This window comes from Propionispira arboris (assembly GCF_900109225.1).
In the GTDB taxonomy this organism is placed as follows: domain Bacteria; phylum Bacillota; class Negativicutes; order Selenomonadales; family Selenomonadaceae; genus Propionispira; species Propionispira arboris.
Window position 1 is genome coordinate 41,841 of sequence record NZ_FNZK01000015.1, and the last position, 21,420, is coordinate 63,260.

Sequence of the window (21,420 nt, forward strand, 5' to 3'; positions counted from 1 at the left end):
ATCAAAATGCGCCATCATTATCAAAGACTGTATCAGCACGTTTTTTTAAAGTAACAGAAGATATTGCCGATAAATATATTTTATATTTCGTTACAATAAGCGATTTCGGTTGATTTTCTGAAACATCAATTACTTTTTTTTCGCACGCATTTTTTGAATAAATTCACGATTCACTGAAGAACGAAAACTTTTAAAATCATTAATCGAAATCACATCTTTTAATGCGACCACTGTATCACTTCCGAGATGCAGAAACATGATTTGTCCTCCTGAATTCTTTTGCTTTTGTTTGCTTAGGGCTATTTTTATTAATTTTTTTCAAGGTCTTTCGAAATGGCAAATCATGCCTAAATTTATATAATGTCTTCTTTATAAGATCTTCATTTAACTGATCAGGCGGAATACATCGATACAGCATGGTTAACGTCTTCGCGTCCATACTAGCTGTATCTTCTGGATCAACTTGCGTCACAAGTTTCTGCATCATTTTAATGCGCTCTTTGTTTACCATATCCTGACTGCACGAAATATATTTATAAATATCTGCATAACGAGCCCATGGTACATCGCTAAGAATCTTACGAATTTTAGCCTCGACCTCGTGTCTACTTTCACGCTCACAAATATTACAATACAATTGTTCTTTCGGACAAAGAACCTGACATTTTGCACAAGGATGCCATTCATATTGCTTTTCTAGTTTGTGCAGTTTTAAATTTTTTTGATACAAACGTACCAGCTGTGCCCGCAAATTTTCATCTTGAATAGACTCACATTGTCGATTCACCTGTTCTATTTCCTGTTTTTCCAATGTCACATGCCTTAAAAATTTACCAAGATTAGGTCCTTCATTATTTTTTTCAATTGTTTTCGCGGTACTATCAAATTCATAATTACGAAAACGAAGATCCTTTACCAATGCTTCACCAATAAAATGATTAATCTTAGCAATAATGTCAATTTTCATCATGGATAAATGATGTGACCAAACTGAATTTTTTACAGTCAAAAACAAAATTCCATATTCAAGTTCCGCGGGTTTTGACTGCATTGCAATATCATGACCAACAATTTTGGACCAATAAAAAAAAATCAATTGAGATTTATATTGTTTATTCACACCAATTGAATGAATCATTTTTGGGATTATCAAATTTACTTTCTCAAATTGGGACGATCGTGCTTTACTAAATCCCAAATTATCACCCCACTATCGTTCCAGCAGACACTATATGATATTGACCTACTTTTCCTTTTGGAAAATAAGCCTGATCGGTTGCTGTAATAAAAGTCTGAATCCGTTTTTTCTGAATAAAAAGCAATAATTGCTCACGCCTAGCAGCATCAAGTTCACTCATAACGTCATCTAATAGTAAAACGGGATATTCTCCTGTTTCAGATTTAATGAATTCTAATTCAGCCAGCTTTAATGCAAGAACACCAGTGCGCTGCTGACCTTGCGATCCAAATGAGCGTAAATTGATTTGATTCACATTTAAAACCATATCATCACGATGTGGACCAATACTTGTACTACCACGTAAAATATCCACTTCACGAGATTCTTTCAATTTACTATTATACCATGAAATGAACTCCCCTGTCATACCATTCTCTATTCCGTTTATTTCATACGTAATTTCTAAGCTTTCGCGATTTGTCGAGATACGTCTATGCATTAGATTCGCCAGCATATTAAGTTTTTTTACCGCATCCAATCGCTTATGCACTATGATCGCCGCAGATTTTTCTAATTGTGGATCCCAGTTATCGAGCATATCACTTTTTGCCCGGCGCTCCCTGATTTTTTTTAAAAGCATATTTCGCTGCGCAACAATATGTGTATATTTCGTCAGCTCATGATAATAAGCAGGACTTGCCTGTGATATCTCTATATCAAGAAAACGACGCCGCCCTGCTGGTGACCCTTTAATTAAAAACAAGTCTTCCGGGGAAAACAAAACTACATTGATCGCCCCGATTAAATCTTTTTGTTTAATAGTCTGCCCATTATAAATAATACTTTTCTTTTTTTCCTGACTGAAGTGAAATTTTAATTGATTCTCAACATCAAGTCTCTCAAAATCAAGTTGCACAAAACCTTCTTTTTCATCCCAACGAATCAGATCCAGATCCGTATTTGTGCGATGTGAATGTCCCATAGCAGCATAATAAATGGCTTCGATGATATTCGTTTTTCCTTGTGCATTTTCGCCTAAAAAAATATGAATATTTTTATCAAATTGCAATTTTAAATCTCGATAATTACGATAGTTGTGTAAAGTAAGTTTCTTGACTTTCATGCCTATTCACCCTGTACTTTAACTACTTTCCAAGTTCCAACACCATTAATTTCCAAAATATCGCCAGGAAATACTTTTTTTCGTTTTTCCGTCACGAGAACTTGATTTAATTTAATAACCTGATCTTCAATCATAAATTTCATTTGACCACCAGATTCAATAATTCCAGCCCATTTTAAAAGCTGGTCCATTTGTATGACATCGGTTTTAATCTCGATATTTTCCATTATAAGCTCTCCTTCTCTATATGTCCCTAATATCTTAAAATATTGAATTTCAGGGACAAAGGAGTGTCCCTTGTCCCTGAAATTCATTTAAAATTATATTTTCTGTTTTAAGAATTTGTTCGAACTGGTGTAACAATATAGTTATAGGTATCATCATCTGAAGGTTTAATATTAGCTGGTGTTAATGATTTATTTAGGGAAAAATAAAAAATTTCGCTTTCAATATTTTTTAGTATATCCGTTACATATTTTGCATTAAAAGCGATATCGATTTCCGGACCTTCAATTGATACAGGGACAGATTCTTCAGCTTTTCCAATATCAGGGTTATTCGAGGTAATTACAACTTTATTTTCAGTAAATATCAGCTGAATTATATTATAATCACCCGCACGAGAAATTAAAGAAACACGATCTACAGCCGACTGAAAAGCATGCGTATTTATTTTAATTTTTGTATTAAATTCTGGTGGAATAACGCGTTGATAGTCAGGGAATTGTCCTTCAATCAATCGAGATGTTATGTAAACATTATCAAACGCGAAACTAATTTGATTATATGAACAATTGACAGTGACATTCGAAGGAATTTCGGAGATCATTATCTTTGTTAATTCATTTAGTATTTTTGATGGAATAATGATTTTAATATTACCCGTAAAATCATCTAAAATTTCGCGTTTTATAGATAAGCGATGTGTATTTGTTGCTACCATCACTACGTCTGAATTATTTACTTCAAGAAGACAACCTGTGAAAACTGGACGTGCTTCATCTGTTGAACACGCAAAAACTGTTTTTTTAATTAAATCACGAAAAATGTTATCGCGAATCTGAAACGTAATATTTCCTGTTAATTGTTGGACGGTAGGAAATTCATTTGCTGGTAAACTTAATAAATTAAATTCGGCTGTATTGGATGATATTTTAACCGTTTGATCAGCACGATTTGAAATAATTTCTACATTTTCTCCTGGTAGTCTTCGTGTTACTTCTTGAAAATAACGGCCAGATAATACAATTGCCCCTGGTTCATCAATTTGGGCATCAATTTTACAGGTAATCCCTATTTCATAGTCAGTAGCTTGTAATTCTAAGGTATTATTCGTAGCATTTAAATAAATTCCAGATAAAATAGGCATTTGTGGTTTACTCGATACAGCTTTAGACACAATTTGAACAGCTTGAACAAGTTCATCTTTAGGACAGGTAAATTTCATTTTTGTCCTCCTTCTTATATATTATTACTTGTTATATTTATAATAAAAAAATAGTCGTCGTAGTCGTAGGGCCTGTGGAAATGTTGATAAGTAAGAAATACAATTGGGTTATTAACATTTTGACTGTTAGTAACTTGTTTATAAATATAAGGTGACTTATCCACATATTCACAGGTAATTTATGGATAAGTACTTACAAACATTTCATCTACAGGAAAACGACAGACTTATACACAGAGTTATACACTACATGCTTTCAATTCGTTGAATCAACTCTTTGATAATATTATTGAGTTTTATATCTTCGTTTCGTTCTCTGCATATTTTATCGTGAGCATGAATTACGGTCGTATGATCTCGTCCACCAAACATCTCACCGATGCGTGGCAGTGAACTATCCGTCAATTCGCGGCATAGATACATGGCTATTTGCCGCGGAAAAGCAAGATTTCTGGTTCTTTTTTTTACGAGTAGTTCATCTACTTTTATTTTAAAATAAGAGGCAACGATCTCCTGAATAAGTTCGAGTGTAATTTGTTTTGTTTTGTCAGTAGGATAGACATCTTTTAAAGCCTCAGCAGCCAGTTCATTTGTCACAAGCTGATTATTCAAAGAAGCATAAGCAACTACGCGCGTTAAGGCTCCTTCGAGCTCACGAATATTATTGTCGATTCGGCTGGCAATGTATACCATTACGTCATTTGGAACATTTAAACTTTCAATTAATGCTTTTTTTCGTAAAATTGCTATCCGTGTTTCAAGATCAGGGGCCTGAATATCAGTAATAAGCCCCCATTCAAATCTTGAACGCAAGCGATCTTCTAGTGTTTGAATTTCACGAGGATGGCGGTCGCTCGATATAATAATTTGTTTATTTGCATCATGCAAAGTATTAAAAGTATGAAAAAATTCTTCCTGAGTATGTTCTTTTTTTGATAAAAATTGAATATCGTCCACGAGCAATACATCAATATTTCTATATTTCTGGCGAAAAGCTTCTGGTTTACCATCACGGATAGAGTTTATAAGCTCATTAGTGAATTTTTCACTTGAAATGTATAAAACACGCATTTCAGGGTGATTTTGAATTATTTTGTGACCGATGGCGTGCATTAAATGGGTTTTTCCAAGACCTACACCGCCGTACATAAAAAATGGATTATAAACTTTCGCAGGGGATTCGGCTACAGCAAGTGCGGCTGCATGGGCGAATCGATTGGAATTACCCGTTACAAAAGTTTCGAAAACATATTTTGGATTGAGGGAAAATGAATCACCAGGAGCAATGGGGGAAGGAATTTCTGGCTGGAGGATTGGCTGGTTTTGATCATCCAGCATCGTAGTCTGAAAGGGAACCTGATAAGATATATTTGCCGTATCTTTTTGTTCTTGCAGGGAAGCCGCCGGTCTTGATAATGTCTGGGGAAGTGGAATTTCTGACTGATTATTATTTAGTTCTGTATTTAGACTGGTAATATCAATTGCCAGTCGTGCTTTGGTAACCTCATAACTAGCATCAACGATAAATGGAATATAATGTTTTTCAATCCATTCTTTTGAAAAACCAGTCGGTGTACCAAGTTCGAGTGTTGTTGTCGTCAAAGAAAGTGGAATAAGTGGTTTTAACCAAGTTTCACAAACGATTTGGGAAAGGGAGTCTTCTAATTTTGTTAAAATTTGTTCCCAGTTGGCATTTAATTGAGTTTGATCCATAGAGAAAATCCTTTCTAAAACGAGATATAAACAATATTTATTAACATCTTAATAAGATATCCACAATTTTATACACAGGTGTGGATATCTTATTAAAGAAAAACGGAAAAAAGGCGAAAAAAAATACAAAATCGGAAAAAAATATTTTCACGAAGCTTTGTATTCGCTAGGATTGGCAATTGTTTTTGCAGCTGTGGATAAAATTGTGGATAAGTGTTAAATTTTGTTAATAAATCAAAGCTTTTCGGTATAAAATGGTAACAGTTGTAGAAAATGTGGACAACTAGCTAAAGATATATTACCAAAATAGAGCGAAGTTATCAACAGGTATTTAAAGAAAATAAAGAAAAGATCGAGAAATATCCACAGTTTTATGTTTATATGCACCTTAATTTTCTTGACACTAGCGGCTATGTAGTCTATAATTTTTATAGTTAAAATTTGTGATAAATAGGCATAGTGATTTTAACTTTATTCGATTGTTTTTTGTATTGTGGCAAGGAGGTGCTTGAGATATGAAACGTACTTATCAACCAAATACGCTCTGGAGAAAAAGAACGCATGGTTTTCGTGAACGCATGAAGACCCAAGGTGGTCGTCTCGTTTTAAAAAGAAGACGTGTTAGAGGCAGAAAAAAATTATCTGCATAATATTAGGTCACTCCGGTGACCTATTTTTTCCATTTGGCGGAATGAGGATCCATTATGTATAAATTATCCAAGCAGAAAATTCTGCGGAAAAACAGAGAATTTCAAAGTGTTTATCGATATGGAAAATCATATGCAAACAGGTATATGGTTTTGTATGTCTTATCTGTAAAAGAACCGCAGAGCAAAGTTGGTTTTGCAGCCGGTAAGCGACTTGGCAATGCCGTTACACGAAACCGTTTAAAGCGTCTGCTTAGAGAAACGTACAGATTGAATCAAAATCAATTAAAAATGAAACATAATTTATTGTTAGTTGGCAGAAAAGCTGCTACGACTGTTAAATGTGCAGTCGTTGAACGAGCTTTTAAAGATTTATGTAAAAAAGCTCGTATTTTGGAATAAGAGGCGGATTAAAATGAAACGGATATTTATTTTTTTGGTAACATTTTATCGGATTGGTATTTCTCCGCTAAAACCGCCGTCTTGTCGTTTTATCCCGACTTGTTCGGAGTATGCGTTAATTGCAATTGAAAAATACGGGGCACGGCGTGGTGGCTGGATGGCCGTAAAACGAATTTTACGATGTCATCCTTTTCATGCAGGCGGTTATGACCCTGTGAAGTAATAGAGATAACAAGTTGAGGATGTGAGATTTTGTTTATATTCGATATGCTGATAGGTTTTCTGCAAAGCATTTTAGAATTTTTCTATCATATCAGTGGAACCATTGGTTTAGAAAATTATGGATTGGCAATTATTTTAATGACTATTGTCATTAAATTATTACTTTATCCATTAACGGTAAAACAAGTGAAATCAATGAAGGCAATGCAGGATATGCAGCCGGAAATGAAAAAGCTGCAAGAAAAGCATAAAAAAAATCCGGACGTACTACAAAAAGAAATGGCAAAACTATATAAAGAATCCGGTGTAAATCCATTGGCTGGTTGTTTGCCGCTTATTGCTCAGATGCCGATTTTGATGGGAATGTTTTATGCGCTTCGAGACTTTAATTATGTCGGTGATCCGCAATTTTTGTGGATGTCTAGTTTATCGGATGCAGACCCATTTTACATCTTACCTGTTTTGTCTGCCCTGACCACGTTTGTTCAACAAAAACAAACGTCGGCAGAAATGAATCAACAGACAAAAATGATGATGATCTTTATGCCTTTATTTATTGGCTGGATTAGCTGTACCTTTCCTTCTGGACTTGTTATTTACTGGGTTATCAGTAATCTTATGCAGATTTTACAGCAATGGTGGATGTATCGTGGTGAAAACACTATAAAAAGGGAGGCTGCTTAACAATGGCTGCTGCAGTTGAAAAAACCGGTAAGACTATTGAAGAAGCGCTGAATTCGGCACTGGCGGAACTTAATTTAACCAAAGACCGTGTTGATTATGAAGTTATGGTAGAACCAACCAACGGTTTTTTTGGTCTCATTGGTGCTAAACTTGCAAAGGTAAAGGTAACTGTAAAAAAATTGACTCCGGTTGAGGTTGCACTTGATTTTTTGCATAAGATTTTTTCATCGATGAAACTTGCTGTTGAAATTCAACAAGCCGCAAAAGAAGAGCATTATATTTTTAATCTCAAAGGAAATGATTTGGGTATTTTAATCGGTAAACATGGTCAAACATTGGATGCATTACAGTATCTAACAAATTTAGCAGCAAATCGTGATTTGAGCGAAGAAAAAATTAGAATAATTATTGATGTAGAAGATTATCGGAAACGTCGAGAGGAAACTCTATGTCGTTTAGCGATGCGTCTGGCTGATAAGGTACGGCGTTCTGGAGAAAAAATTGTTCTTGAGCCGATGAATCGTCATGAACGTAAGATTATACACACTGCATTACAGGATAATAATCGGATTATGACTTATAGTGACGGTGAAGAGCCTTATCGAAAAGTTGTAATTGCTGTGAGGAATAATTGAAATAAAAAGGCGGCTTACGGCGTGCTTTTTTATTGATTATAGTATTTTTGCAGGGCTGCTTGATTTTTGTGTATCCATACTGTAACATGTGATATATTGGACTACGAGAGAACTGTGAAAGGGCTGTCTCAAATTTTATTTGGGAGGGCTCTATTTTTTTGTTGAATTTTATCTACGGTTTCATGACTTTATTTATTCAATCTGCTATGATATAAAATAATAGATTGAACGGATATAACTTTATTTTTAAGATCTGTTTTGAATAAGAATGAAAGGGTATTATAGGTGATAAAACAATGCAAATTGATACAATTAGTGCTATTGCAACTGCGGTGGGTGAAGGAGGTATTGGAATTATCCGCATTAGCGGTAAGCAGGCTGTCGACATTGCTAGTAAGATATTTCAAGCTAAAAATCATCTGCCAATGAGAGATATTATTTCACATCAAGCAACATATGGCAGTGTGATTGACCCGGTGAATTCAACCATTATAGATGAAGTTTTATGCATTCCAATGTATGCACCGCATTCTTATACGCGCGAAGATGTTGTAGAAATTCATTGTCATGGCGGTAGCCTGCCGTTGCGAAGAATTTTAGAATTGACTTTTAAGGCAGGAGCACGCTTAGCAGAACCTGGTGAATTTACGAAAAGGGCTTTTTTAAATGGACGACTTGATTTATCACAGGCACAGGCAGTCATGGATATTATTCGTTCTAAAACGGATGCCTCTTTGCGTATGGCTGTGGGGCAGTTAGAGGGATGCTTTTCTGATAAAATTCGTGAGTATCGGCATCAGATTTTGGAAATGATTGCTCACTTAGAAGCAGCCATCGATTTTCCCGAAGATGATATTGATGAAGTTGCAACAGATGAAGTAAGAGACAATATCATTATTTTGCGGGAAGAGATGGTGAAACTATTAAAAACTGGGAAAACGGGACGTATTTTACGCGAAGGTTTGGAAACAGCAATTATTGGTAAACCAAATGTTGGAAAATCTAGTCTTTTGAATTTATTATTAAATGAAAATCGAGCGATTGTAACTGATATCCCAGGTACAACGCGTGATATTATAGAAGAATATGCTAATATTGGTGGTGTTCCGCTTAAAATCATTGATACGGCGGGAATTCGTGAAACGGAAGATATCGTTGAACAACTTGGGGTGGAAAAAGCATGCAGCTATATTGAACGAGCTGATCTTGTTTTAGCTTTGTTTGATTTTTCCCGGGAAATATCGAGTGAGGATAAACAAATCTTGGCATTACTCGCAAAAAAAGAAGCCTTGATTCTTATCAATAAAAGTGATTTGGAAGCGAAATTAGATATTGCATATATTAAATCTGTTCTGCCAAATCATAAAATAATAGAAATTTCGACTATCTCGGAAGCTGGCTTACCTGAACTTGAAACAGCGATTGTGGATATGGTTTATAGTGGGCAAGTGCAAGCTGAAGAAGGTGCTTTTGTGAATAATGTTCGTCAAATCGAGGCTTTGCGCCAAACCGATGAACATCTTGAGGAAGCGTTGCAGACAATACATCGTGAAATGTCACCCGATTTTATTGTGATTGATCTGCGTTCTGCATGGGAAAAGTTGGGGGAAATTACAGGTGATACGGTCGGTGAAGATATCATTGATCAGATTTTCAGTCAATTTTGTATTGGAAAATAGTTTATAAGGAGATGTATTTTGTGTTTGTTGCAGGGAAATATGATGTCATTGTCATCGGAGCTGGTCATGCCGGAGTGGAAGCTGCCCTGGCATCAGCTCGGATTGGTTGTAAGACATTGCTTACGACGTTAAATATGGATAATATTGCGATGATGCCATGTAACCCATCGGTTGGTGGTCCAGCGAAGGGGCATTTAGTACGTGAACTCGATGCACTGGGCGGTGAGATGGGGCTGAATGCAGATAAAACATGTATTCAATATCGTATGCTCAATACAGGAAAAGGACCGGCTGTGCACGCACTCAGGGCACAGGCAGATAAAAAACTGTATCAATTTACGATGAAGGAAACGTGTGAGACTCAACAAAATCTTGACGTGAAACAATTATTGGTGGAAAAATTGCTAGTCGAAAATGATACGATTCAAGGTATTCAAATTGAAACTGGTGAAATTTATTATTGTCGTGCAGCAATTTTGGCATCTGGTACGTATTTACGCGGGAAAATAATTCTTGGTGAAAATAGTTATACTGGTGGACCAAATGGGCAGAGAGCAGCTGAAAAATTATCTTCATCATTGCAAACCTTAGGTGTAGAGCTGATGCGTTTCAAGACGGGGACACCAGCACGTGTTGATCGACGTACGTTGGATTTTTCAAAGATGATTATTCAGCCAGGAGATGAGGAGGCCCACAACTTTTCATTTATGAGTGATATTACGACGCGGGAACAAGTGCCCTGCTGGCTTACGTATACGAATGAACAGACTCATCAGGTTATTCGGGATAATTTATATCGTGCACCAATGGCCAATGGAATGATAGAAGGTATTGGTCCGCGTTATTGTCCTTCGATTGAGACAAAAATTGTTCGCTTTCCCGATAAGGAAAAGCATCAGTTATTTCTTGAACCGGAAGGCTTAAATACAGAAGAAATGTATGTGCAAGGGATGTCCACAAGTTTACCGATTGATGTGCAAATGAAATTTTTGAAAACAATTCCTGGTCTGGAAAATGTTCAGATTATGAGACCGGGTTACGCAATCGAATATGACTGCGTAGATCCACTTCAACTTAAATTGTCGTTAGAATTTAAAAAAATCCATGGCTTTTTTTCGGCTGGACAAGCTAACGGGACATCTGGTTATGAAGAAGCTGCTGCGCAGGGGCTGATTGCTGGTATTAATGCTGCTATGTTTGTGAAAGATCAAGAACCACTTATTTTGAAACGTTCAGATGCTTATATCGGTGTTTTAATTGATGATCTTGTAACGAAGGGGACACATGAACCGTATCGAATTATGACTTCGCGGGCTGAATATCGCTTACTGCTGCGACAGGATAATGCGGATTTGCGCTTAACAGAAAAAGGTAGACGTGTAGGTCTTGTCTCAGATGAACGGTATGCAAGATTTAGTGAAAAAAGGCAGAGTATTGAAGAAACCTTGATTTTATTGAAAAATATAAAAATAAACCCGAATAAAGAAACGTTACTTAAACTACAGGCGATCGGATCCTCGGATATTCGTACCACAACTTCGCTATATGATTTACTGAAACGTACGGAATTATCCTATGATTTGGTGCAAAGTCAATTTGAGCTGCCCGCTGTTTCAGCGGAGGTCAAAAATCAACTGGAAATTATGGTTTGGTATGAAGGTTATATAAAAAAACAATTAGAACAAGTCGAACGGACCGAAAAATTAGAAGAAAAATTGCTTCCTGACAGTATTGACTATGCGATTGTGCCTAGTTTACGGGATGAGGCGCGTGAAAAATTGAGCTTTATTAAACCGCGGTCGATCGGACAGGCCAGTCGTATTTCAGGAGTATCTCCAGCAGATATTTCAATCCTACTGGTGTATCTTGAACAAAATCGCCGTAGTGGAGGAATAAGATGATTTTTAGTGAAGAGTTAAGTAAAGCGGCAGCTCTCTATCAGTTATCGTTGACACAAGATCAAGCGGAGGCTTATAATAAATATTTTGACTTACTGATCAGGTGGAATCAGCAGGTTAATCTTACGGCGATTACACAACCAGATCAGGTAGCTGTTAAACATATGATTGATTCTATCAGCTGTTTTGATCAGACTGTATTTTTTGCTGGAGCACATATGATTGATGTTGGTACAGGCGCTGGTTTTCCTGGTTTGCCGCTTAAAATTTTTCAAGCTGATTTAGATTTGACTTTATTGGATTCTTTAAATAAACGAGTAAAATTTTTGCAGTGCGTAGTCGATGAACTCAAATTAGAAAACACAACCGTCATTCATGCTCGTGCGGAAGAAGGGGCCAGGCAAAAACAGTATCGGGAACAGTTTGATGTTGCTGTTTCAAGAGCCGTGGCTAGATTGACTGTTTTATGTGAATATTGTCTGCCATTTGTAAAAATTGGGGGATATTTTGTGGCACTTAAGGGTATGCAGTATGCAGATGAAGTGGATGAGGCAAACAGGGTAATTGCAATCCTTGGCGGAAAGCTTGAAAAAATTGTTCCTGTGAAATTGCCTGGACTTGATGATATTAGAGCAGTGCTTTATATAAAAAAAATCAAGAAAACGCCAACGGTTTATCCGCGTAAAGCAGGTACCCCGGAAAAAAGTCCCCTTTCTTAGTAAGAAAAAGGGTTTTCTTGAGTAGAAAACGAACTAACTAAATGAATCAATTTTTAAATCATGTTATAGATATAGGGGTGGGTGAATGAAAGGTTTAGCCAGATTGTTTGGAATAGGTTCTGATACATCCAAAACTCAGGCTGAAAATACTGTGACACAAGCTGATGTTGCGGTAATTGAAAAAGCTTTGCCGCTAACTGTTGCCGCTGTTGATACTTCAGCCGAATTGCAGCAGGAAAGCGACACTAGGAACAATGTACGATTTTTAGATATTACACAAATTATTCCTAATCCATTTCAACCACGTAAGACGTTTCAGCTTGAGGCGTTACAAGACTTAGCGGCATCAATTCAATCGTTTGGTGTCATCCAACCGCTTTTAGTGAGGAAAAAGGGTTTAGGGTATGAGCTTGTAGCTGGTGAACGCAGGCTACGTGCTTCTAAAATGGCAAAACTTACAGAAGTTCCGGTTATTGTAAAAACATTAAATGATACTGAAATGGCTGAAATTGCTATGATTGAAAATTTGCAGAGAGAAGATTTGCATTTTCTTGAAGAGGCAGAAGGTTTTTCTCAACTTTTACATAAATTTGGGTTTACACAAGAAGAGCTTGCTAAACGTATGGGAAAAAGTCAGTCAACGATTGCTAATAAATTACGTCTATTGAAATTAAGTATACAAATTCGGACTGAGTTATGTGATGCAAAACTTACGGAACGTCATGCGAGGGCTCTTTTAAAATTACCAGATGAAGCGAAACAGCAGGAAGCTTTGCTGGTGATTATTGAAAAATCACTAAATGTACGCGATACAGAACTTTTGATTCAAGAAATGTTAGAGGAAATTTCCCAGGAAATAACGCCGAAAGTTTCTCGTAAAAATGTTGTAAGAATTGTGCGCGATGTGAGGATTTTCCTTAATACAATAAACCAAGTTGTTGATCAGATGAAGCAGTCTGGTTTGAAAGTGAAGGTTCAGCAAGAACAGTCAGAAGAGTATATTACGGTGAAGATGATCATTCCAAAACACAAGAAAAAATAGTCTTTGTATTTGTTTAAATGTGGAGGGAATTTTTATGTTAAAACGTTATTTCTTATTTTTTGCCATATGGTTGTCTTTTGCAGCTGTTTGTCAAGCGGCACAACCACCGTTACCGGCTTCAAAGCCAGTTGATGCTTCCAGTAGTGGTTTGTCGGCTGAAAAAGCGAGCTCGGATAAAAAAGATACGGTGGTGACAGATCGTTTTGTCCAGATTTTTGCGGATGAGACCTATACGTATTATTTAGATGTGAAGACGGCACAGCGAATTGCCTGTCCCTATCGTGATGATGAACAGCTAATTGATGTTTGGGTTAAGCTCGTTGAACCACAAGATACAGCTTATCATTATCCGCAAACTTATATTTTAGAACATTATTATCTTCGTCCAGCAAAAAAACAGATTCAGTTATTATGCGAAGCCGAAATTGCTGGGCGTCCCACAAACGATCTCGTCCAAAAACCATATCTTGATGCAAATTGGGAAAATATTGTACCTGGAAGTGTAGAAGATTCCTTGTATCAAGTTGTGATTGAAAAAATGAAAGTTTTATCTCCAGAGAAAAAAATCAAGAAGTCTGGTGGCAGTAATTTTTTTGATAACGTACTGCGAATTGCCATGTAATACTGTAGTGTGAATTTTAACGGTTTTTTAGACGTAAAAGAGGCACAAATTGATGAAGTTCAACTTCACCAATTTGTGCCTCTTTTTGTAATTCTCTAATTTTCATTAGTGATGAAATAAGCGAATTCCGGTAAATGCCATAGTCATATTATATTTATCGCAGGTTTCAATTACATTATCATCGCGAATTGAGCCGCCGCTTTGTGCTACAAAATCAACGCCGCTTTTGTGAGCCCGTTCAATATTATCGCCAAAAGGGAAAAAGGCATCGGACCCAAGCGCTACACCCGTCAGTGTTTTCAGCCAAGCCGATTTTTCTTCTTTTGTAAAAACGGCGGGCTTTTCGGTAAAGACTGTTTCCCAAACACCATCTTGCAACAAGTCCATATAATCATCTGAAATATAGGTATCAATCGCATTATCGCGGTCTGGACGACGTATATTTGTTTTGAAAGGCAGTTGAATTACTTTTTGATTTTGTCTTAAATACCAGACATCGGCTTTACTGCCGGCGAGTCTTGTACAATGGACGCGTGACTGCTGACCAGCTCCAATTCCAATCGCCTGACCATCTTTGGTATAACATACAGAATTAGATTGTGTATATTTAAGTGTGATGAGTGCAATTAAAAGATCACGTTTTGCATTGTCTGATAAGTTTTTCTTTTTCGTCGGAATTGTCTCAAGACAAGTAGCATCTATTTTTAAAGTATTGCGTTTTTGTTCGAAAGTAATACCAAAAACTTCTTTTTTTTCAATCAATGGTGCTTCATAACTTGGATCAACTTTAATGACCAGATAGCTGCCTTTGCGTTTTGTTTTGAGTATTTCGAGTGCCGCCGCAGAATAAGATGGTGCGATAATCCCATCCGATACTTCACGGGCAAGAAAAGATGCTGTTTGAGCATCACATTCTGTCGATAAAGCGACAAAATCACCATAAGAGGACATTCTGTCGGCACCGCGCGCCCGAACGTAGGCTGTTGCAATGGGGGACAATTCGATGCCATCAACAAAGTAGACTTTTTTTAAAATATCGGATAATGGTGTCGCTACAGCAGCTCCAGCGGGGCTGACGTGTTTAAAGGATGCTGCTGCCGGCAGACTGGTCGCTTGACTCAATTCCTGGACGAGCTGCCAACTGTTGAATGCATCTAAGAGATTGATATAACCAGGTTTGCCATTTAATACAGTAATGGGAAGATTACCGGATTCAACAAAGATTTTTGCTGGCTTTTGATTTGGATTACAGCCATATTTTAGTTCAATTTCATTCATATAGAGAATCTCCTTTACTTAAAAAAAGATATCAAAAAGAGCCCACTTGTCTTGGGTCTTTTTTGCCCAGACGGTCGGCTCTTTTTTGCTATACTTCATGTGGTCATTTCCACTTCCGTCAGTCGTATAACAACTTCTAGTATGAATGTATCATTGGGGCTCTTTTTTGTCAAGCTGAGTCGCTTTTTTATTTTTTATAGTCGCAGCTTGGTGGGGATGGCTTCTATGGATAAAACAAGATTAAATAATAAATAAAAAAACAAATAGTAGCTTTAATTTATATTGTTTAGGAAAAAACAATATAAAAAGAGTCTAAATAATAAAATATTTACGATTGGTACTTGATTTTTTTCCTTGTATAGTTTATTATAAGCACAAGGATAACAAATGTTATGTATGGGAACATATGTGACAATGCATTACATTATAAATATAAATAGGTGGTGTATTGATGATACCGGTAGAACGACGTTTATTAATAAAAGTGGCAAACATGTATTATATAGAGAATATGAAACAGAGTGATATTGCTGCTAAGCTGGGGATGAATCGTACAACTGTAAGTAAATATTTAAAAAGAGCCATGGACGCAGGACTTGTTAAAATATCAATTGTTGATGATTCTTATGCATATTTAGAAGCAGCTTTAGAACGAAAATTTAATCTTAAGGAAGTTTATATTGTTTCATCCAATTCTGATTCGGATGAAGTAAAAAATAATATGGGAAAAGCCGGACTGGCTTTTTTAAAACGCATTATTGCGGTTAATAAAATAATTGGTTTTGCCTGGGGGAGTTCAATCGGTGCATTGGCTAGACAGTCTGCTTTAGAACATTGCAGCCCGGTATCAGTTGATTTTGTTCCGCTGGTAGGTGGACCGGAAAATATTGATAGTGAGTTTCATGTTAATACGATTTGTTATAAGGTAGCGCAGGCATTTTCTTCAAACAGCCATTATTTATATGCGCCGGCTATTACGAAAACAGCGGAGATTCGCGAGGCGATTATTCAAGATGTGAATTATGCAAATATAGTTGAATATTGGAACAATATGGATATTGCTTTTGTCGGTATTGGAGCTCCAGTTAAATCTTCGAATCTTGTTTGGGCTGGTGATTTTGCTACTGGTGCTTTTGCTAAGGAAAGTATTGATAATTTGGCTCAATCTGGTGTAGTCGGCGAAATTTGTTCTATTTTTTATGATAGCAATGGTTTAGTTGTAAAAACTGACTTTACTGATAAAATAATCGCAATTGGATTGGAAAAACTTAGAACATTGGAATATTCAATCGGGATTGCTGCTTCAAAGGAAAAAGTGCCGGCTATTTATGGGGCACTTAAAGGGAAATTTATTAATGTATTGATTTCTGATGAAGATACAGCAAAATTGTTATTGGAATATGAAGGAGGTGCACCGATTTAATTTAGCAAACATATGGATTACAAATTCAAAGGGTTGGATTTTGTTTAAAGAGTATTAAAGGAGGAACATATAATGTTGTGGTTGATTTTATTGGGGGCTTTGATGTGGATTTTGCAATGTGTATTAGGCCTTTTGCAGTTTCGCCGCTTCAATCGCCATCTGAAACACCTTAGATCCTTTGGCAGAGTTGCAATTGGCCGATCAAAAGGCAGAGTGGTCGCAGGTGCAGTGGTATTGTTGTGTATTGATGAAAACTGCAATATCATCAAAGGTGAAAAAATTGAAGGACTAACAATCTTTGCTGGTGTGAAGTCATTTGACTGCTTGAATGGAATCAACTTATTAGACCTAAATGAGATGGTTTGTGCAGGGCTGCCTAAACAGACTAAAAAAGCTGTATTACAGGCTGTCGAAGATTATAAATCATTTAGCCAGTTGGAATTGGAAAAAAAAATGATGACTACAGCCAATGAATTAGCTGACTGAGCGGGTCTTTGTGTTTCATTCGATATTTGTTTATATCAAAATATTTTCAAACCTTTGATTGTGATAAATGATTAATATGCCAAAAGTCAAAAAGAAAGAAGGGTTATTTATGGATTCATTAGTTTTCTTAGCACAAGGTTTTATCGGTATGTTTAATGCAGGAGGTAAAACATTTGTTTCTCTGGTTACCGGTATTGTTCCTACTTTAATCTGTTTACTCGTAGCAATGAATGCTATTATTCGTTTTGTTGGCGAAGATAAAATTGAAAAACTTGCGCATCTTTGTGCAGGTAACGTAATTGCAAGGTATATGATCCTTCCTGTTATTGGGACATTTTTCTTTTGTAATCCAATGACATTATCACTGGGCAAGTTTATGCCAGAAAAATTTAAACCAAGTTATTATGCGGCAAGTTCATTTTCTTGTCATACCTTAAATGGGTTATTTCCTCATGTAAATCCTGGTGAACTTTTTGTTTTCTTAGGAATTGCAAATGGCATTACTCAGCTTGGTTTTCCTACCGTTGACCTGGCATTACGTTATTTCTTAGTTGGGATTGTAACGAATTTCTTAAGAGGCTGGATTACGGATTTTACGACATCTTATGTTGAAAAACAGCAGGGGGTTAAATTAAATACGGAAGTTGTCGCAATCAAGTCCTAAATACTGAACATGAGAATGATAACGTAAAGGAGATTACTAAAAATGGCAGATTATAAAGAAATTGTTGTATCCGCAGGTAAGGGGGGCTTTGGCGGCCCGCTTGTGCTCACGCCAACGGATAAGAAAAATAAAGTGGTAAATATAACCGGTGGTGTAATATCACCAATTTCACAGAAAATTGTAGAGATGACGGGTTGCGAACTTATTGATGGCTTTAAAACCAAGGTGCCGGACGATGAAACGTTATGTGTGGTAATTGATTGCGGAGGTACGCTTCGTTGTGGTATTTATCCGCAAAAACGGATACCAACAATCAACCTAAATCCAACAGGACCTAGTGGGCCTCTGGCACAGCATATTAAAGCCGATATTTATGTATCCAATGTAACAGAAGCCAATATTACCTTCAGTGACGGATCAGTGGCAGCAGCTGTTTCGACTTCAGTTGTACCTGGGGGCATCAGTAAACGCTCTTATGATACAAGCAAAAAAATATCGGAACAACAGGTTGGGGCGATGGCGAAAATTGGTAAGATGATGGGTTCGATTACCGCTACATTGTACCAAGCCGGGCGTGATACAATTAATACGATTATTAAGACCATATTACCATTTATGGCATTTGTATCGATGCTTATCGGTGTCGTTTTAAGTACAGGAATAGGTGATGTTATCGCGAATTTCTTAACACCACTTGCAGGATCCTTTGGTGGTCTATTGATTTTATCTCTTATATGCTCATTTCCATTTCTTTCCCCATTTTTAGGACCGGGGGCTGTTATAGCACAGGTTATCGGGGTTTTAGTTGGTGTGGAAATTGGTAAAGGCAGTATTCCGCCGCATCTTGCATTGCCAGCACTATTTGCTATTAATGCACAAGCTGCTTGTGACTTTATCCCAGTGGGGTTAGGTCTGGCAGAAGCAGAAGCCGAAACGGTTGAAGTTGGGGTACCATCTGTACTTTATTCCCGCTTTATTACAGGTCCGCTTACAGTAGCAATTGCTTGGTTGGCTAGTTTTGGCTTATATGAAAGTTAAATAAAATAACAACTTTTATTGGCAGGATAAAGTTAAAAGATTTTATTCTGCCGAAAAAGTTGAATTTTTTGGGGGTATTACAAATGCAGACAATTTATAAGACAAAAGTAGTGAAGCTGGGGTCTTTAGTAGAATCTTTCAAAAGTGAAAAAATGATGATTTTATTTAATGAAAATGCTCCTGAAGAGTTAGTGGATTATTGTGTGCTTCATGATGGAAATCAATTACAAGATCTTATTAAAATAGGAGATATTTTTCAAATAAATCAACGCAAATATAAAATCGTTTTTGTCGGAAATCAAGTGCAGAAAAATTTACAGGATTTGGGACATATCACATTGCGTTTTAATAATAATCAGGAAGGCGAATCATTAGAAGGTAGTTTGTATCTTGAAGATTTGCCAATTGGGGCAATAACTTTAGGGGATGAACTTACGATTATACGTGTTTGATCTAACAAAGAATATAATAAAGGCTGCAGCGTACGCGACGGCCTTTTCTATAAAAATAAAATGTGAAGAAATGCACATACTTTAGGCTGGATGAATATTTGGTCAAAACTAGAATAGGGGAGATAAAAATGGAATCTTGGTTGAAAATAGAAAGAAAAACAGCAATTGTGACTGGTGGGGCCTCAGGCATTGGTAAGGCAGTTGCACAAATGTTTTTAGATAATGGAACAAATGTTGTAGTTTGTGATATGAATCCGAGTCAACCAGAGTTTGATACGCATTCAGCGAGTGGTGAAATGTTGTATGTTGTTACGGATGTTACGAAAGCGTCAAGTATTTCTTTGATGCTTGATCTGGCCAAAAAGAAATTTGGTAAAATTGATATTCTTGTTAATAATGCTGGTATTAATATTCCTCGCTTGTTAATTGATGCCAAAGAGCCGGCTAGTCAATATGAGCTAACTGAAGCTGTTTTTGATAAAGTTGTAGCAGTTAATTTAAAAGGTGTATATCTATGTGCACAGGCCGTTGGTAAAGAATTTATTAAAAATGGTGAAGGAGTCATCATTAATATGTCGTCGGAAAGTGGTCTGGAAGGCTCTGAAGGACAAAGTATTTATGCTGCTACTAAAAATGCAGTCAATTCGTTTACTCGCTCATGGGCGAAGGAATTAGGTAAGCATAATATCCGTGTGATTGGCGTGGCACCAGGTATTCTCGAAGCAACGGGACTACGAACGATTCAATATGAAGAAGCTTTAGCGTATACAAGAGATATTTCAGTTGAACAACTTCGTTCTGGCTATAATAGTACAGCAACTACACCACTTGGACGTCCAGGAAAATTGGATGAAGTAGCGAATCTTGTTTTGTTTTTAAGCAGCAAGCGAGCGGGCTATGTTCACGGTGTTACATATAATGTTGCAGGTGGCAAAACGCGAGGTTAATGTAAAGTATTTTGTTCTCAAGCAGTCAGGTTAGAAAATGTTTTTATTTTTTCTAGCCTGACTGCTTTCATTTTTTCTCTATAGCTACATGGTTATAGATTTTACAGGAATTTTTCGTTGAGAAGCGAATACTATAGAGCAGGAGGCGATCATTTTATGTTAAAAAGTATTGCAGTGATAACAAGCGGCGGAGATAGTCCTGGTATGAATGCAGCAGCTCGCGCCGTTGTTCGAACCGCGTTATATGAAGGGGTTAAGGTTTGGGGTATCAATGATGGCTATAAAGGCTTATTAGAAGAAAATATGTTTGAAATGAAATCGCAATCGGTAAGTGATATTATTCAGCGTGGGGGAACTTTTTTGGGAACGGCGCGTTGCCCAGAATTTGAAACACCAGAAGGCCGTAAAAAAGCATATGATATTTTGGTCAAAAAAGGTATTCAGGGTTTACTTATTATCGGTGGTGACGGCAGTTTGCGCGGTGCCCAAAAATTAAGTGCGGAACAAGGAATCCCGATTGTTGGCTTACCGGGGACGATTGATAATGATGTTTGGGGTACGGATTATACGATTGGTTCCGATACCGCAGCGAATACGATTGTTGAAGCAATTAATAAACTGCGGGACACGGCATCCGCGCATAGCCGCATTATTGTTATTGAGGTTATGGGCCGTAAATCGGGTTGGCTGGCAATGGTTGCGGGTATCTCTGGCGGTGCAGAATATATTCTTGTACCAGAAGAAACATATGATTTGGATGCTATTTGTGATAATTTGAGGACCAGATATGCCCGTGGCAAACGTTCTAGTATTATTGTTGTAGCGGAGGGCGTTGGTAGTGGCACCGCGATTGGCAAAATTATAGGCGATAAAACGGGGATTGATACACGTATATCAGTTTTGGGTCATATTCAACGTGGGGGATCGCCTTCCGTTGAGGATCGTTTGAAAGCAAGTCGCCTTGGTGAAAAAGCGGCATTAGCATTGATTTCTGGTTTATCAAATATCGTTTTTGGCTTTCAAAAAGGTAAAATTGTCAGTATTGATTTGCATGATGCTGTAACAAATATAAAAAGTTTAGATCCGGACTATTTGAGGTTAGCTAAAATATTAAGTTGA

General features: G+C 36.9%; 23 protein-coding genes, 1 pseudogene and 1 riboswitch. Of the genes and pseudogenes, 17 read left to right on the forward strand and 7 right to left on the reverse strand.

Features of this window, described 5'->3' with window-relative positions; genetic code table 11:
- Position 1: 1 nt before the first annotated feature.
- From remB to dnaA, 6 genes and pseudogenes are all read right to left on the reverse strand, one after another.
- Positions 2-258 (reverse strand): annotated as a pseudogene (remB, locus tag BMY14_RS21210) (extracellular matrix regulator RemB).
- Positions 236-1,138, reverse strand: coding sequence for a DciA family protein (locus BMY14_RS14020; protein WP_177177608.1), 903 nt, complete (start codon positions 1,136-1,138; stop codon positions 236-238). Before BMY14_RS14020 ends, remB begins: the two are co-directional and overlap by 23 nt.
- 64 nt (positions 1,139-1,202) lie before the next feature.
- Positions 1,203-2,303 carry a DNA replication/repair protein RecF gene (gene recF, locus BMY14_RS14025; RefSeq protein ID WP_091833052.1) on the reverse strand — a complete coding sequence of 367 codons (1,101 nt, stop codon included), beginning with the start codon at positions 2,301-2,303 and terminating at the stop codon, positions 1,203-1,205.
- A 2-nt stretch (positions 2,304-2,305) separates the two neighbouring features.
- The gene (locus tag BMY14_RS14030) at positions 2,306-2,530 is read right to left on the reverse strand and encodes an RNA-binding S4 domain-containing protein (RefSeq protein ID WP_019555338.1); all 225 of its coding nucleotides are present in this window, start codon (positions 2,528-2,530) and stop codon (positions 2,306-2,308) included.
- 107 nt (positions 2,531-2,637) lie between these two features.
- Positions 2,638-3,750 (reverse strand): DNA polymerase III subunit beta, encoded by a 1,113-nt coding sequence (dnaN, locus tag BMY14_RS14035; RefSeq protein WP_091833055.1) that lies wholly within the window; start codon positions 3,748-3,750, stop codon positions 2,638-2,640.
- A 246-nt stretch (positions 3,751-3,996) separates the two neighbouring features.
- Complete coding sequence (gene dnaA, locus BMY14_RS14040; RefSeq protein ID WP_091833058.1) at positions 3,997-5,463, reverse strand: chromosomal replication initiator protein DnaA; 1,467 nt, start codon at positions 5,461-5,463, stop codon at positions 3,997-3,999.
- A 515-nt stretch (positions 5,464-5,978) separates the two neighbouring features.
- Here dnaA and rpmH point away from each other — a divergent pair.
- The 10 genes from rpmH to BMY14_RS14090 all read left to right on the forward strand — a co-directional run bounded on the left by rpmH (position 5,979) and on the right by BMY14_RS14090 (position 14,013).
- On the forward strand, positions 5,979-6,113 hold the full coding sequence (rpmH, locus tag BMY14_RS14045; protein WP_019555335.1) for a 50S ribosomal protein L34: 135 nt from the start codon (positions 5,979-5,981) through the stop codon (positions 6,111-6,113).
- Between the two features lie 54 nt (positions 6,114-6,167).
- Positions 6,168-6,512 (forward strand): ribonuclease P protein component, encoded by a 345-nt coding sequence (rnpA, locus tag BMY14_RS14050; protein ID WP_091833061.1) that lies wholly within the window; start codon positions 6,168-6,170, stop codon positions 6,510-6,512.
- Positions 6,513-6,525: 13 nt separating this feature from the next.
- Complete coding sequence (gene yidD, locus BMY14_RS14055; RefSeq protein ID WP_019555333.1) at positions 6,526-6,735, forward strand: membrane protein insertion efficiency factor YidD; 210 nt, start codon at positions 6,526-6,528, stop codon at positions 6,733-6,735.
- A gap of 44 nt (positions 6,736-6,779) precedes the next feature.
- Positions 6,780-7,418: a YidC/Oxa1 family membrane protein insertase gene (locus tag BMY14_RS14060; RefSeq protein WP_033368640.1), complete on the forward strand. Its 639-nt coding sequence runs from the start codon at positions 6,780-6,782 to the stop codon at positions 7,416-7,418.
- A 2-nt stretch (positions 7,419-7,420) separates the two neighbouring features.
- The gene (gene jag, locus BMY14_RS14065; RefSeq protein WP_091833063.1) at positions 7,421-8,053 is read left to right on the forward strand and encodes an RNA-binding cell elongation regulator Jag/EloR; all 633 of its coding nucleotides are present in this window, start codon (positions 7,421-7,423) and stop codon (positions 8,051-8,053) included.
- 296 nt (positions 8,054-8,349) lie between these two features.
- Positions 8,350-9,732, forward strand: coding sequence for a tRNA uridine-5-carboxymethylaminomethyl(34) synthesis GTPase MnmE (mnmE, locus tag BMY14_RS14070; protein WP_091833066.1), 1,383 nt, complete (start codon positions 8,350-8,352; stop codon positions 9,730-9,732).
- 20 nt (positions 9,733-9,752) lie between these two features.
- Positions 9,753-11,633: a tRNA uridine-5-carboxymethylaminomethyl(34) synthesis enzyme MnmG gene (gene mnmG / locus BMY14_RS14075; protein ID WP_091833069.1), complete on the forward strand. Its 1,881-nt coding sequence runs from the start codon at positions 9,753-9,755 to the stop codon at positions 11,631-11,633.
- Positions 11,630-12,349 (forward strand): 16S rRNA (guanine(527)-N(7))-methyltransferase RsmG, encoded by a 720-nt coding sequence (rsmG, locus tag BMY14_RS14080; RefSeq protein WP_091833072.1) that lies wholly within the window; start codon positions 11,630-11,632, stop codon positions 12,347-12,349. The genes mnmG and rsmG overlap by 4 nt, the downstream gene beginning before the upstream one ends.
- An 85-nt stretch (positions 12,350-12,434) precedes the next feature.
- Positions 12,435-13,391, forward strand: coding sequence for a nucleoid occlusion protein (gene noc / locus BMY14_RS14085; protein WP_091833074.1), 957 nt, complete (start codon positions 12,435-12,437; stop codon positions 13,389-13,391).
- 34 nt (positions 13,392-13,425) lie between these two features.
- Complete coding sequence (locus BMY14_RS14090; protein ID WP_019555326.1) at positions 13,426-14,013, forward strand: hypothetical protein; 588 nt, start codon at positions 13,426-13,428, stop codon at positions 14,011-14,013.
- Positions 14,014-14,118: 105 nt separating this feature from the next.
- Here the strand turns inward: BMY14_RS14090 and BMY14_RS14095 are convergent, their stop codons facing one another.
- Positions 14,119-15,291 carry a phosphoribosylaminoimidazolecarboxamide formyltransferase gene (locus BMY14_RS14095; RefSeq protein WP_091833078.1) on the reverse strand — a complete coding sequence of 391 codons (1,173 nt, stop codon included), beginning with the start codon at positions 15,289-15,291 and terminating at the stop codon, positions 14,119-14,121.
- A gap of 57 nt (positions 15,292-15,348) precedes the next feature.
- A riboswitch (ZMP/ZTP riboswitch) is annotated at positions 15,349-15,427 on the reverse strand.
- Between the two features lie 315 nt (positions 15,428-15,742).
- Here BMY14_RS14095 and BMY14_RS14100 point away from each other — a divergent pair.
- The 7 genes from BMY14_RS14100 to pfkA all read left to right on the forward strand — a co-directional run bounded on the left by BMY14_RS14100 (position 15,743) and on the right by pfkA (position 21,420).
- The gene (locus BMY14_RS14100; protein WP_091833081.1) at positions 15,743-16,714 is read left to right on the forward strand and encodes a sugar-binding transcriptional regulator; all 972 of its coding nucleotides are present in this window, start codon (positions 15,743-15,745) and stop codon (positions 16,712-16,714) included.
- A gap of 72 nt (positions 16,715-16,786) precedes the next feature.
- Positions 16,787-17,200 (forward strand): transcriptional regulator GutM, encoded by a 414-nt coding sequence (locus BMY14_RS14105; RefSeq protein WP_019555323.1) that lies wholly within the window; start codon positions 16,787-16,789, stop codon positions 17,198-17,200.
- 109 nt (positions 17,201-17,309) lie between these two features.
- Positions 17,310-17,864, forward strand: a complete 555-nt coding sequence (srlA, locus tag BMY14_RS14110; RefSeq protein WP_091833084.1) for a PTS glucitol/sorbitol transporter subunit IIC — start codon at positions 17,310-17,312, stop codon at positions 17,862-17,864.
- Positions 17,865-17,906: 42 nt separating this feature from the next.
- Positions 17,907-18,902, forward strand: coding sequence for a PTS glucitol/sorbitol transporter subunit IIB (srlE, locus tag BMY14_RS14115; RefSeq protein WP_091833087.1), 996 nt, complete (start codon positions 17,907-17,909; stop codon positions 18,900-18,902).
- An 83-nt stretch (positions 18,903-18,985) separates the two neighbouring features.
- Positions 18,986-19,354, forward strand: coding sequence for a PTS glucitol/sorbitol transporter subunit IIA (locus BMY14_RS14120; RefSeq protein WP_091833090.1), 369 nt, complete (start codon positions 18,986-18,988; stop codon positions 19,352-19,354).
- A gap of 128 nt (positions 19,355-19,482) precedes the next feature.
- Entirely contained in the window at positions 19,483-20,301 is an 819-nt protein-coding gene (locus BMY14_RS14125; RefSeq protein WP_091833093.1) for an SDR family oxidoreductase, read from the forward strand.
- A gap of 156 nt (positions 20,302-20,457) precedes the next feature.
- A complete protein-coding gene (pfkA, locus tag BMY14_RS14130; protein ID WP_091833096.1) occupies positions 20,458-21,420 on the forward strand; it encodes a 6-phosphofructokinase in 963 nt (320 codons plus the stop codon).